The organism is Kosakonia sp. Marseille-Q7440, assembly GCF_965119485.1.
Genome location: NZ_CBCPLT010000001.1, coordinates 2,883,941 through 2,896,883 on the forward strand (window position 1 = coordinate 2,883,941; position 12,943 = coordinate 2,896,883).

The window sequence follows — 12,943 nt, forward strand, 5'->3', positions numbered from 1 at the left end:
TCTGGCCTGTATGGTGCTGAATGGGGGCAATGCGCCCACAAAAGAGATGAACAGCCTGAAGTATAACGAGCATCATAAACCGCTTAAAGCAAAGTTTCGTGGCATACTGTCTGCCGTCAATCTGTAACACCGTTGAGACAATGACTTTTACGCTACGCCCCTATCAACGCGAAGCGGTGGATGCCACCCTCGCCCATTTTCGCCAACACGCTGAACCCGCAGTGATTGTGCTGCCGACCGGCGCCGGAAAAAGCCTGGTTATTGCCGAGCTGGCACGGCTGGCGCGTGGTCGCGTACTGGTGCTGGCCCATGTGAAAGAGCTGGTTGCGCAGAACCACGCCAAATATATCGCCCTTGGGCTGGAAGCAGATATTTTCGCCGCCGGGCTGAAGCGCAAGCAGAGCCACGGCAAAGTGGTGTTTGGCAGCGTGCAGTCGGTGGCGCGCAACCTTGATCAGTTCCAGGGGGAGTTCTCCCTGCTGGTGGTGGATGAGTGCCACCGCATCAGCGATGACGACGACAGCCAGTATCAGCAAATCCTTTCTCACCTTAAGGAAGTGAATCCGCGCATTCGCCTGCTCGGCCTGACGGCAACCCCCTTCCGTCTTGGTAAAGGGTGGATTTACCGCTTTCACTATCACGGCATGGTGCGCGGGGATGAAAAAGCGCTGTTCCGCGACTGTATTTATGAACTGCCGCTGCGCTATATGATTAAACACGGTTATCTGACGCCGCCGGAGCGGCTGGATATGCCGGTGGTGCAGTACGACTTCAGCCGCTTACAGACGCAGAGCAACGGCCTGTTCAGCGAAGCGGAACTGAACCGCGAACTGAAAAAGCAGAAGCGCATTACGCCGCACATTGTCAGCCAGATTGTTGAGTTTGCGCAGACGCGCAAAGGGGCGATGATTTTTGCCGCTACGGTGGAGCACGCCCGCGAGATCACCGGCCTGCTCCCTGCGGACGACGCGGCGCTGATCACCGGCGAAACGCCCGGCCCGCAGCGTGATGCCTTAATTGAGGCTTTCAAACAGCAGCAGTTCCGCTTTCTGGTAAACGTCGCGGTGTTGACCACCGGCTTTGATGCGCCGCATGTCGATCTGATTGCCATTTTGCGCCCGACGGAATCCGTCAGCCTCTATCAGCAGATCGTCGGTCGCGGCCTGCGCCTGGCACCGGGGAAAACCGACTGCCTGATCCTCGATTACGCCGGTAACCCGCACGATCTCTACGCCCCGGAGATTGGCGCACCGAAAGGCAAAAGCGATAACGTGCCGGTGCAGGTTTTCTGCCCGGGCTGCGGCTTCGCCAACACCTTCTGGGGCAAAACCACCGCTGACGGCACGCTGATTGAGCACTTTGGCCGCCGTTGCCAGGGCTGGTTTGAAGATGATGAAGGGCATCGCGAGCAGTGCGATTATCGTTTCCGCTTTAAAAACTGCCCGCACTGCAACGCAGAGAATGATATTGCCGCTCGCCGCTGCCGCAGCTGCGATGCGATTCTCGTCGACCCGGACGATATGCTGAAAGCGGCGCTGAAGCTGAAAGATGCGCTGGTGCTGCGTTGCAGCGGCATGACATTGCAGCACGGCGCGGATGAGAAAGGCGAATGGCTGAAAATCACCTATTACGATGAAGATGGCGCGGATGTCAGCGAGCGCTTTCGTCTGCAAACTCCGGCGCAGCGCACCGCTTTTGAGCAGCTTTTTATGCGCCCGCATACGCGCACGCCCGGCGTGCCGTTACGCTGGATTGTGGCGGCGGATATCGTCGCCCAGCAGGCGCTGCTGCGTCACCCCGATTTTGTCGTCGCCCGTATGAAGGGCCAGTACTGGCAGGTGCGGGAAAAAGTGTTTGATTACGAAGGTCGCTTTCGTCGGGCGAATGAATTGCGCGGCTAAGCGCACTTTTAATTGATGTATCAATCATTAGGGGATAGAATACCGCCCGCTTTTGCATCCGCAAAGCCGATCATCTGCCTGTTGCTGGGTCGCCTGTAACAGGATTTATTTAAGAGAGATTCAAATGTTTACTATTAACGCAGAAGTACGTAAAGAGCAGGGTAAGGGTGCGAGCCGCCGCCTGCGCACCGCGAACAAGTTCCCGGCTATCGTCTACGGTGGAACTGAAGCGCCGGTTGCTATCGAACTGGATCACGACAAAGTGTGGAACATGCAGACTAAGCCTGGTTTCTACAGCGACGTTCTGACCCTGGCTCTCGATGGCAAAGAAGTTAAAGTTAAGATTCAGGCTGTTCAGCGTCACCCGTTCAAGCCGAAACTGACTCACATCGACTTCGTTCGCGCGTAATCGCTGACAAGTTGAAGAAAAAACCCCGCTCCGGCGGGGTTTTTTTATGGCCTATTTTCCGCCGCTCAGCCGACGCTGCAGCTGATCGCGCAGATTCGGCGGCGTGCCTTTAATGGTCAGCGTGTCGGTAGCCGGATCCCAGAAGATACGCTCGCCAAGCAGCAACGCATCAAAATTGATGGTCAGCCCGCCGCCGCTGCCGGCATATTTGGTCAACTGCCGCAGAGTGCTGCGATCCGCCGGGAAGCTCTCTTCCAGCTCGTAGCCCTGGCCTGCGGTAAACTCTTCAAAGCTCACTTCGCTTACGCCCGCCAGCTCTTTTGAGAGCGACGCCAACTCAATCTCCTCGCCCGCCTGCAACTGCTCGTTACAGTAGGTGTAGACCTGCTGACGCACAGTCTGGCGCTCAGATTTATCAAGCTCGGCCTGGGCGGTAAAATCATCGACCGCTTGCAGCAGCCCACGGTTCTGCGCTTTCGCATTCAGCCCTTCGCTGGCGCCGAGGAAATCCATAAAGAAATCCGCGACCTTGCGCCCTACCCGCCCTTTCAGGAAGGTGAGGTAACGCGTTGACTCCGGGTTAGTTTCCCACTCGGTTAAGTCGACGCGCGCAACGATATCGGCGTGATTGATATCGAGATAGTGGGTCGAGCTGATATCGAGGTTTTCATTGACGCGCATGCTGCTTAAGTTGTTCAGCACCGCCACCAACAGATACTCCACCGCCAGATAACGGTAGTGGCAAAACAGCACAATACCGCCGTCGGCAAAGGGGTATTTCGCCAGTTCATCACGTAAGCGCCCGGTCGCCGCGCGGCTGAAGGCGAGAAACTCCTCTTCGCCCTGACGTTGCAGACGCAGCGCCTGTGCCAGCTCGCTCTCTTCATTAAACAGGCCATAGGCTTTATTTTTTGCGCTATAGACCCGGTGCAGTTCCGCCACCATCTCTTCGACGGGCGGGGTGGGTTCGAGCAAAGAATCGCGCAGCACCAGTTCAAGGGTTTGCTCATCGCGCTTGATAAGCTGGTGCAGGGCAATCTGGTTGATGTCCAGACTCATGATAAACTCTCCTTTTTGACCGGCGGTATTCAACCACCACCAACGCCGCGGTGCAACTGCTGATAAAAAAGCAGAAAAAAAGCTCTTCCTACGGTAAGATGTTGCCCTTTCATGAACAGACTGATTTCGATTTATGCCACAAATCTCCCGCTACAGTGATGAACACGTTGAACAACTGCTCAGTGAGCTGGCCAACGTACTGGAAAAACACAAAGCACCGGCCGACCTCTCTTTGATGGTGCTGGGCAATATGGTGACCAACCTGATTAACAGCAGCGTCGCCCCCGCGCAGCGTCAGGCCATCGCGACATCTTTCGCAAAGGCACTGCAATCGTCCATTGGCGACGACAAAGCGCACTAAGGGAAATCACAACAGTTTATGGTGACTAATCGTCAACGCTACCGTGAAAAAGTCTCCCAGATGGTGAGCTGGGGGCACTGGTTCGCGCTGTTCAACATTTTGTTGTCCATCGTGCTCGGTAGCCGTTACCTGTTTGTTGCCGACTGGCCGACCACGCTCTCCGGGCGTATTTACTCCTGGCTGAGCCTGGTGGGCCACTTCAGCTTTGTGGTCTTCGCCACCTATCTGCTGATCCTCTTCCCGCTGACCTTTATTGTGATGTCGCAGCGGCTGATGCGCGTGCTCTCGGCGATCCTCGCCACCGCAGGCATGACGCTGCTGCTTATCGACAGCGAAGTCTTTACCCGTTTTCACCTGCACCTCAATCCGGTGGTCTGGGAACTGGTCATTAACCCCGATCAGAACGAGATGGCCCGCGACTGGCAGCTGATGTTTATCAGCGTGCCGGTCATTTTGCTGATTGAGATGCTGTTTGCGACGTGGAGCTGGCAGAAGCTGCGCAGCCTCACGCGCCGCCGCCACTTCGCTAAGCCGGTGGCCGCCCTCTTTTTCGTCTCCTTTATTGCCACCCATGTGATGTATATCTGGGCAGACGCCAATTTCTATCGCCCGATCACTATGCAGCGCGCCAACCTGCCGCTCTCATACCCGATGACCGCGCGCCGTTTCCTTGAAAAACACGGTCTGCTGGACGCGCAGGATTACCAGCGTCGCCTGGTAGAACAAGGCAATCCGGAAGCGGTATCGGTGCAGTATCCGTTAAGCGATCTGCGCTATCTCGATATGGGCTCCGGGCAGAATGTGCTGCTGATTACCGTCGACGGGCTGAACTACGCCCGTTACGAAAAACAGATGCCGCAGTTGGCGAGTTTTGCCGGGCAGAACGTTAACTTTACCCAGCATATGAGCGCCGGGAATAACGCCGATAACGGCTATTTCGGCCTCTTCTACGGTATTTCGCCGAGCTATATGGATGGCGTGATGTCAGCACGTATCCCGGCGGCGCTGATCACCGCGCTGAATCAGCAGGGCTACCAGCTGGGTCTTTTCTCGTCCGACGGCTTCAGCAGCCCGCTCTATCGCCAGGCGCTGCTGTCTGATTTCTCGCTGCCGCCGGCAAAAAGCCAGAGCGATGCGCAGACGGCCGATCAGTGGATCAACTGGCTCTCCCATGATGCGCAGGAGGATACGCGCTGGTTCTCGTGGGTTTCCTTAAACGGTACCGCCGCGCTTGATACCGATACGCCGGGCTTTGCCCGTAAATACCCCCGCGCTGCCGCTGATGTCGATGCGCAGATTGCCCGCGTGCTGGATGCGCTGCGCGCCTCCGGCAAAATGGACAACACGGTGGTAGTGATCACCGCCGGTCGCGGCATCCCGGCCGATCAGCAGGACACGACTTTCGACTGGTCGCGCAGCCGCCTGCATGTTCCGCTGGTGGTGCACTGGCCGGGCACGCCCGCGCAGCGTATTACCCGGCTGACGGATCATCAGGATGTGATGACCACTCTGATGCAGCGTCTGCTGCATGTCAGCACCCCGGCTAATGAGTATTCGCAGGGCCAGGATCTCTTTACCGCCACGCGCCGCCACAACTGGGTGACCGCCGCTAACAGCAATACGCTGGCGATTACCACGCCGCAGATGACGCTGGTGCTCGATCAGAACGGTAACTACAAGTCCTGGGATGCGCAGGGCGAGAAGATCCGCGATCAGAAACCGCAGCTCAGTTTACTGCTGCAGGTGCTGACCGACGAAAAACGGTTTATCGCTAACTGATTGATTATTTATGAATCACTCAGCCTGCCCTGCACTTGCAATCAGGCAAGAAACGGGTAGTATTAGCGCCACATGTCGGCACGTAGCGCAGCCTGGTAGCGCACTGTCATGGGGTGTCAGGGGTCGGAGGTTCAAATCCTCTCGTGCCGACCAAAATTCCCCGCCGTGTTGCCTGATTCTTTTCGGCAAGACGAAGAAAAACAGCAAGTTACTTTAACTTGCTGTTTTTTTTTGCCCGTTAAAAACCCTTTTAGCCTGGCAAACGGGTAAGCAAATCGTAATCAGGATGTTAACATAGAGACAAATTCATGCCTGTTATGATGAGTGAAACCTATGTCCGACTTAAACCGTCCACAACTCCAGCTGCCCAACGGGGCCGATAAACTGCTGCTCCACTCCTGCTGCGCGCCCTGCTCGGGTGAAGTGATGGAAGCGATCCAGGCTTCCGGTATCGACTACACCATATTCTTCTATAACCCGAACATCCATCCGCAAAAAGAGTATGAACTGCGCAAAGAGGAGAATATCCGCTTTGCTGAGAAGCACGGCGTGCCCTTTGTCGATGCAGATTACGATACCGACAACTGGTTCGAACGGGCGAAAGGGATGGAGTGGGAGCCTGAGCGCGGCGTGCGCTGCACAATGTGTTTTGATATGCGCTTTGAGCGCACGGCGCTTTATGCCCATGAGCACGGCTTCAAAGCCATCAGCAGTTCGCTGGGCATCTCTCGCTGGAAAAATATGCAGCAAATCAATGACTGCGGCCAGCGCGCGGCGGGGCACTACCCGGAAATGGTCTACTGGGATTACAACTGGCGCAAGCAGGGCGGCTCGGCAAGGATGATTGAGATCAGCAAACGGGAGCGCTTCTATCAGCAAGAGTACTGCGGCTGCGTCTACTCCCTGCGCGACAGCAACCTGCACCGTAAATCCCAGGGCCGACCGCTGATTAAGATCGGCAAGCTCTATTACGGTGACGAGCAGGAATAAGACGAAAATCCCGGCCATCTGACCGGGATTTTTTGCATTACAGCGCGATATCCGCAACCTGCTCATCGTCGTGATGCGGTTGCGCCACCGGCTTCTGCACCGGCGGGGTAATATCCGCCATCATCGATTCATCGCACTTCAGGCCGAGGATTTCGCTGGTGTAGCGCAGCTCGGCGTCGGCGGCCTCGATATTGCCATTCAGCTCGGTACCGAACGAGGGAATGATCTCCCGGAGCTTAGTTTGCCAGGCTTCTGAAGCAAAACGCTCGGTAAACACCTTCTCCATCAGCTCGAGCATGATCGGCGCTGCGGTTGAGGCACCCGGCGACGCGCCCAGCAGCGCGGCAATGGTGCCCTCTTTGTCGCTGACCACTTCGGTGCCCAGACGCAGCACGCCGCCTTTCCCGGCTTCGCGTTTGATAATCTGCACCCGCTGCCCTGCCTGCCACAAGCGCCAGTCCTCTTTTTGCGCCAGCGGATAGTATTCACGCAGCGCATCGAAGCGGTCATCCTCGTTTTGCAGCACCTGGTTTACCAGGTATTTCACCAGGCTGAAGTTGGTCATCCCGACCGTCAGCATGGGCAAAATATTGGACGAGTTGGTTGAGCGCAGCAGATCCCACAGCGATCCATTTTTCAAAAAACGCGTGGAGAAGGTGGCGAACGGCCCAAAAAGCAGCACGCGTTTGCCATCAATAATGCGCGTATCGATATGCGGCACCGACATTGGCGGCGCGCCAACGGTCGCCTGACCGTAGACTTTCGCCAGATGGTGATTCACCACCGCCGGATCTTCCGCCACCAGGAACTGGCCGCCCACCGGGAAACCGGCATAATCGGCCGCTTCCGGAATGCCGGATTGCTGTAACAGCTTCAGCGCGGCACCGCCGGCACCGATAAAGATAAATTTCGCTTTGATCACCTGCTCAGCGCCGCTGTTCAGGTTATGCAGCGTCACGCTCCAGCTCTGATCGGCGTTGCGCTTTAAGCCGCGCACTTCGGTCGCCAGTTGCAGGGCGAAGTTCGCCTTTTTCTGCAACGAGCCAATCATCTGGCGCGTCAGCTCGCCAAAGTTAACATCGGTGCCGATCTCCGTGCGGGTCGCGGCAATTTTTTGCGTGGCATCGCGCCCTTCCATCACCAGCGGTGCCCACTGTTTAATCTGCTCTGGGTCTTCGGAGTAGCGCATGCCGCGAAACAGGGAGCACTGCTGTAGGGCTTTATAGCGCGCGCGCAGGAAGTTGACGTTGTCGTCGCCCCAGACGAGGCTCATATGCGGCACGGTATTGATAAAGGAGCGCGGGTCGCGCAGCACACCGCTTTTCACCTGGTGCGCCCAGAACTGGCGAGAGATGCGAAACGCTTCGTTGATCTCAATCGCTTTTTTGATGCTGACAGAGCCGTCCGCGCTGCGGGGGGTGTAGTTGAGTTCCATCAGGGCGGCATGCCCGGTACCGGCGTTGTTCCAGCCGTTTGAACTCTCTTGCGCCAGGGCGTCGAGACGCTCCACCATCGTAATTGACCAGTCCGGTTCAAGATCCGAAAGCCAGGTTCCCAACGTGGCACTCATGATCCCACCACCGATTAAAAGCACATCTGTTTCCTGCTCTTTCGATGCGGACGCGTCTGCTGCTTTTGAGACAGCATTAAGCCCGACAGCCATCGAAAACAGCCTGGCAGTCATTCTTTTCATGATGATATTGCCTTACTTTTAGTGCTGCTTTATTCGCATTTATAGAGGGTTAAATCGTTAGCTCGTCTAACGTAGCACTTAAAAGTCGAGATTTAAATAATGTTTAAACATTAAATAATAATTATATAAATGTTACTAATAAGTTGCTTTTATGCATTAGTTTTAACACTAATTGTTGCCCGTGTAGCGTCGGAATCTGCTATTATCCTGCGCTTTGCCAAACGCACGGATGCCGTTTGCCTTTGATTCTATGGCACTCTCCACTTGCGGAATGTTATGACCGACAACACTACCCCCTCCTCTTCTCAGGTAAGCGCCATACTGCGCTCTCCCAAGCTATTTACACGCGAAATTTTGGCTGGCGTCATTACTGCGCTAGCGCTGATCCCGGAAGTGATCTCCTTCTCGGTGATTGCCGGTGTTGACCCGAAAGTGAGCCTGATTGCCTCGGTGGTGCTCTGCTTCGCGATGTCCATTCTCGGCGGTCGTCCGGCGATGGTAACGGCGGCTGCCGGGTCAGTCGCTCTGGTTATCGGTCCAATGGTCAACCAGAACGGTGTGGAATACATTTTGCCTGCGGTATTACTGGCAGGCGTGATCCAGATTATCTTCGGCCTGACCGGCATGGCGCGGCTGATGCGCTTTATCCCCCATGCGGTGATGACCGGGTTTGTTAACGCCCTCGGCATCCTGATCTTCTTCGCCCAGGTGCCGCACTTCTGGAGCAAAAACCCGCTTATTCTGGCGCTTTTCGCCCTGACGCTGCTGATTGTGCTGTGGCTGCCGCGCTGGCTGAAAAGCGTTCCCGCGCCGCTGGTCGCCATTGTCGTGCTCACCGCCTATACCATCTTTAGTGGTCAGGTGTTACCCACCGTGGGTGATGAAGGCCCAATGCAGGGCGGCCTGCCGGGGCTGACCGAATGGCTGGTGCCGTTTAATCTGCATACGCTGAGCATTATCTGGCCCTGCGCGCTGAGCATCGCTTTTGTCGGGCTGATGGAGTCGCTGCTGACCGCGAAACTGGTCGACGATTTAACCCATACGCCGTCGAATAAAGGGCGCGAAAGTGCCGGGCTTGGCATCGCCAATATCCTTGCCGGTTTCTATGGCGGTATTGCTGGCTGCGCAATGATTGGTCAAACCATCGTCAATGTTGAGATGGGTAAAGGGCGTACGCGTCTCTCAACCGTTGCCGCCGCGCTGGTATTGCTGCTGCTGGTCACGGCGTTAAGCGAGGTGATGGCGAAAATCCCGATGGTGGTGCTGGCCGGGATTATGGCGATTGTCGCCTTCAAGACCTTTAACTGGGGAAGCCTCAAGCCAGGCAACCTGAAGCAGGCGCCTTTCGTTGAGAGCGTGGTGATGGTGATAACGGTGATTGCCACCGTCAGCACCGGCAACCTGGCGATTGGCGTGGTTGCCGGGGTGGTGACGCTGGCGATAACGCCGGCGAAGTGGCGGGAAAAGTCGCTCTTTACAGCAAGAACAGCGTCGCCAGACCAAGAAAAATAAAGAAGCCGCCGGTGTCGGTAATAGCGGTGATCATCACGCTGGAGCCGACCGCCGGGTCGCGCCCCAGCCTGATCATCAGCATCGGGATCAGTACGCCCATTAATGCCGCCATCAGCAGATTAAGCACCATCGCCAGCATCATCACGCCGCCCAGCGCCGGGTCGCCATACAGCCACCAGGTGATGCAGCCCATCAGTCCGCCCCACACCACGCCGTTAATTAACGCCACGCCCATTTCACGCAGGATCAGAAACGAGAAGTTGCCCGGCTGAATGTTTTGCAGCGCCAGCGCGCGCACAATCATGGTGATGGTCTGATTACCGGTGTTACCGCCAATACCGGCGACAATCGGCATCAACGAGGCCAGCGCCACCAGCTGCGAGATGGTGTGTTCAAAACCGTCAATTACGCGCGAGGCAATAAACGCAGTACAGAGGTTAAGCGCCAGCCACGCCCAGCGTGACTTTACCGCTTTGGTAACGGGGGCAAACACATCCTCTTCGGTGCTCAGGCCGCCCATCTGACGCATATCGTTATCAGTCTCTTCGTAGACCACGTCGAGGATCTCATCGACGGTCAGCCGCCCCATCAGAATGCCGTTCTCATCCACCACTGCGGCGCTAAGCAGGTTGTCACGCTCAAAGGTACGCGCAACACGCTCCGCCTCCTCTTCCGGCAGGAAGGTGACGGGATCGCTCTCCATCACCTCGCCCACTTCACGACTGGTGGCATTAAGCAGCAGAGTTTGCAGCGTCAGCTCGCCAACCAGCCGGTTGTCGCGATCGACCACAAACAGCTTGTCGGTGTTCTCCGGCATCTTTCCCAGACGGCGTAAGTAGCGCTGAACGGCGGCCAGTGTCACCTCCGCGCGGATGGTGATCACCTCAAACTCCATGATCGCGCCGACGCAGTTTTTGCCATAGCGCATCACCTGGCGCACCCGCGCGCGCTCTTTCGGCGGCAGCGTTGCCATCATGCGCCCGGTCAGGTTGCGCGGCAGATGCTGCACCAGGTAGATCTGCTCATCGATATTGAGGGTTTCCAGCGCATCCAGCAGCGCGCGGTCGCTCATCTCATCAATCAGATCGTCCCAGACATTTTCCGAGGCTTCGAGCAGCACTTTGCCGCGCTTGTCATCTTCAATCACCCGCCACAGCGCATGGCGTTCAACCACCGGCAGCGCTTCGAGGGTATCGGCCAGATCCGGCGGCGGCAGATGGGCAGCGAGGGCGCGAACTTCAAGCAGGTGCTGATCGAGCACTTCACTGTTTACCTGCTCCACCAGCGTGATTTCGCCCAACAGCGTGGCGGTCAGGGCTTTATGGGTGGTGAGCAACCAGATAAGGCGCGCGCGCTCTTCTTCGCGCAGTTTGACACTGTTCTTTTTAATAACCGGCATGACAATCCTGAATCGAAAGCGCCCTCTCATCCGGGCGGAATAGCCTTAAGCATAGCGCCAGGTGCTAAAAAAAGGCTCAACGGTGCGGTTGTTTGGATAAAAAAACGGCAACGCTCCCCGGTTCAGCAGGGAGCGTTGTTGTTACGCAGTGCGGGAAACGGCGTCGCGGGAGGCGAGCTGACGCTCTTCACCCTCCAGCTCGCTTAAGTGGCCGCTGCGCATCTCCAGCAGGCGATCGGCGTGTATGAAATAGTGATCGTCATGGCTGATGGCAAAGATGGTTTTGCCCATCTGCTGCATCAGCGGCAACAGTACCTGGTAGAAGTCGCGCCTGAAGTGCGGATCCTGATCTGCCGCCCACTCATCCAGCAGCAGAATATCGCGCTCTTCCGCCAGCGCCAGCAGCAGCGCGACGCGCTTCTTCTGCCCTTTCGACAGCTTCAGATTGAGGATTTTGCCGTTTTCCAGTTCCAGCTTGTGTGACATCTTTAACTGCTCCAGCCACTTCGCCACCAGCGCCGGATCGGCCTGCTGCCCTTCGGGGCCAAGCAGTTCATCAAACAGCCAGACATCGGTAAACACCGCCGAGAAGAGTTTGCGGTAATCTTCCGGTTTATCCTGCGCCATCGGTTTGCCATCCAGCAGGATCTCACCAGAGAGCGGCTGATAGAGGCCGGTCAGCAGCATCGCCAGCGTCGATTTGCCGCTGCCGTTACCGCCAATCAGAAACACCAGTTCGCCGCGCTTGAGGGTCATATTGATTGGCCCAATGGCAAAGTCGTTATCCTGATATTTAAAGGTGACGTCGCGCAGCTCAAGGGTTTGCCAGCCGGGGAAAGCCTGTGGGCGCGGGAACTCCGGGCGGTACGGTGCCAGCGCGAACTGCTTGAGTTTGCGAAACGCCACCTGGGCGGTGAGCAGCGTTGGCAGCGCGCCCACGGCGGAGAGCAGCGGCGTGCGCAAAAAGAGCAGCGTCAATGAGTAGGTCGCCGCGACATTGGTATTCGCCCAGCCCAGCCCGTTCGCCATCCAGAACACCAGGCCAATCGCGCCCAGCATCATAATGTTCGACCAGTTCACCGCGCTCAGGTGGAAGGTATCGGCGCGGATAATATGGTGGCGGTATTCGCGCGCATCCGGCAGGTACATCTTTTCAAACACATGCTCGGCGCGCTCGCGGTTAAGCGTAAGCTCTTTGCGCCCCTCAAGCACCGTCTGGAAATCGGTATACAGCTTATCTTCCGTCTCGCGCAGGGTCGCCATATGTTTATAGACGCGCGACACCAGCATAAACCCGCCCCAGATGGTCAGCGCCATCCAGATCACGGTGATCAGCAACATTTTACCGGAGAGCATGGCGAGATAGAGGCAGGAGCCAACGGTGAGAATAATCCCCTGCACCAGCTCCGGCAGGCGCACAAAGGCGATGGTGATATTACGCACATCGCTGGTCAGCCCGGCCAGCAGCGAGGCGCTGCCCAGCTGTTCGATGCGCTCGATCGGCGTATCCAGAAGACGCTTGATAAATTCGCTGCGCAGGCGATAGACAAAGTGGTGGCCCAGTGTCGTCAGCGCCAGCTGCGAGCCGAGGGTGACGGCCATTAACAGCAGCAGCAGGCCGAGGAACTCCGGCAGCACGGCAACAGAGAGATCGACAGATTCAATCAGGCGCTGGTTAATAAAGGCAATCAGCCCGATGCCCATTGCCGCGCTGGCAAGCGACAGCGCCAGTACCGCCACAAACGGCCAGCGATACTGCCGCCAGACAAGAAGGAGAAGTTCCATAAGCGTATCCGGTCAATAAAAACAGCCAGCAGTTTAAACGGCTACCTGTTTTCAT

The 12,943-nt window shown here is 56.8% G+C and carries 10 protein-coding genes and 1 tRNA gene; 7 read left to right on the forward strand and 4 right to left on the reverse strand.

Features of this window, described 5'->3' with window-relative positions:
• The first annotated feature begins 140 nt into the window (after positions 1-140).
• Both ACWPW2_RS13515 and rplY read left to right on the forward strand, forming a co-directional pair.
• Positions 141-1,901: a DEAD/DEAH box helicase gene (locus tag ACWPW2_RS13515; protein WP_023479747.1), complete on the forward strand. Its 1,761-nt coding sequence runs from the start codon at positions 141-143 to the stop codon at positions 1,899-1,901.
• Positions 1,902-2,025: 124 nt separating this feature from the next.
• On the forward strand, positions 2,026-2,310 hold the full coding sequence (gene rplY / locus ACWPW2_RS13520; RefSeq protein ID WP_023479850.1) for a 50S ribosomal protein L25: 285 nt from the start codon (positions 2,026-2,028) through the stop codon (positions 2,308-2,310).
• Positions 2,311-2,361: 51 nt separating this feature from the next.
• Here rplY and yejK read toward each other — a convergent pair whose 3' ends face one another.
• A complete protein-coding gene (yejK, locus tag ACWPW2_RS13525; RefSeq protein WP_076770174.1) occupies positions 2,362-3,369 on the reverse strand; it encodes a nucleoid-associated protein YejK in 1,008 nt (335 codons plus the stop codon).
• A gap of 133 nt (positions 3,370-3,502) precedes the next feature.
• On the opposite strand from yejK, the gene ACWPW2_RS13530 reads away from it, so the two are divergent.
• From ACWPW2_RS13530 to ACWPW2_RS13545, 4 genes are all read left to right on the forward strand, one after another.
• Positions 3,503-3,730 carry a YejL family protein gene (locus tag ACWPW2_RS13530; RefSeq protein ID WP_023479697.1) on the forward strand — a complete coding sequence of 76 codons (228 nt, stop codon included), beginning with the start codon at positions 3,503-3,505 and terminating at the stop codon, positions 3,728-3,730.
• A gap of 18 nt (positions 3,731-3,748) precedes the next feature.
• The gene (gene yejM / locus ACWPW2_RS13535; protein ID WP_139569875.1) at positions 3,749-5,509 is read left to right on the forward strand and encodes an LPS biosynthesis-modulating metalloenzyme YejM; all 1,761 of its coding nucleotides are present in this window, start codon (positions 3,749-3,751) and stop codon (positions 5,507-5,509) included.
• Positions 5,510-5,585: 76 nt separating this feature from the next.
• Positions 5,586-5,662: transfer RNA gene (locus ACWPW2_RS13540), tRNA-Pro, on the forward strand.
• Between the two features lie 180 nt (positions 5,663-5,842).
• Entirely contained in the window at positions 5,843-6,499 is a 657-nt protein-coding gene (locus ACWPW2_RS13545) for an epoxyqueuosine reductase QueH (protein WP_094421191.1), read from the forward strand.
• Positions 6,500-6,536: 37 nt separating this feature from the next.
• Here ACWPW2_RS13545 and mqo read toward each other — a convergent pair whose 3' ends face one another.
• Positions 6,537-8,192, reverse strand: coding sequence for a malate dehydrogenase (quinone) (gene mqo, locus ACWPW2_RS13550; protein ID WP_454123490.1), 1,656 nt, complete (start codon positions 8,190-8,192; stop codon positions 6,537-6,539).
• Positions 8,193-8,468: 276 nt separating this feature from the next.
• Between mqo and ACWPW2_RS13555 the strand changes: the two genes are divergently transcribed.
• Positions 8,469-9,704, forward strand: coding sequence for a SulP family inorganic anion transporter (locus ACWPW2_RS13555; protein WP_454123492.1), 1,236 nt, complete (start codon positions 8,469-8,471; stop codon positions 9,702-9,704).
• Here ACWPW2_RS13555 and mgtE read toward each other — a convergent pair.
• The gene (gene mgtE, locus ACWPW2_RS13560) at positions 9,667-11,103 is read right to left on the reverse strand and encodes a magnesium transporter (RefSeq protein ID WP_023479683.1); all 1,437 of its coding nucleotides are present in this window, start codon (positions 11,101-11,103) and stop codon (positions 9,667-9,669) included. The two genes, ACWPW2_RS13555 and mgtE, sit on opposite strands and share 38 nt — an antisense overlap.
• A gap of 141 nt (positions 11,104-11,244) precedes the next feature.
• The gene (locus ACWPW2_RS13565) at positions 11,245-12,888 is read right to left on the reverse strand and encodes a multidrug ABC transporter permease/ATP-binding protein (protein ID WP_270221719.1); all 1,644 of its coding nucleotides are present in this window, start codon (positions 12,886-12,888) and stop codon (positions 11,245-11,247) included.
• Positions 12,889-12,943 lie beyond the last annotated feature (55 nt).

What these genes read in the sequence shown, in the direction of transcription:
- rplY (WP_023479850.1), top strand. Translation starts at nt 2,026, where the DNA reads ATGTTTACTATTAACGCAGAAGTACGTAAAGAGCAGGGTAAGGGTGCG.
- mgtE (WP_023479683.1), bottom strand. Translation starts at nt 11,103, where the DNA reads ATGCCGGTTATTAAAAAGAACAGTGTCAAACTGCGCGAAGAAGAGCGC.
- ACWPW2_RS13565 (WP_270221719.1), bottom strand. Translation starts at nt 12,888, where the DNA reads ATGGAACTTCTCCTTCTTGTCTGGCGGCAGTATCGCTGGCCGTTTGTG.
- ACWPW2_RS13555 (WP_454123492.1), top strand. Translation starts at nt 8,469, where the DNA reads ATGACCGACAACACTACCCCCTCCTCTTCTCAGGTAAGCGCCATACTG.
- ACWPW2_RS13515 (WP_023479747.1), top strand. Translation starts at nt 141, where the DNA reads ATGACTTTTACGCTACGCCCCTATCAACGCGAAGCGGTGGATGCCACC.
- mqo (WP_454123490.1), bottom strand. Translation starts at nt 8,192, where the DNA reads ATGAAAAGAATGACTGCCAGGCTGTTTTCGATGGCTGTCGGGCTTAAT.
- yejK (WP_076770174.1), bottom strand. Translation starts at nt 3,369, where the DNA reads ATGAGTCTGGACATCAACCAGATTGCCCTGCACCAGCTTATCAAGCGC.
- ACWPW2_RS13530 (WP_023479697.1), top strand. Translation starts at nt 3,503, where the DNA reads ATGCCACAAATCTCCCGCTACAGTGATGAACACGTTGAACAACTGCTC.
- yejM (WP_139569875.1), top strand. Translation starts at nt 3,749, where the DNA reads ATGGTGACTAATCGTCAACGCTACCGTGAAAAAGTCTCCCAGATGGTG.
- ACWPW2_RS13545 (WP_094421191.1), top strand. Translation starts at nt 5,843, where the DNA reads ATGTCCGACTTAAACCGTCCACAACTCCAGCTGCCCAACGGGGCCGAT.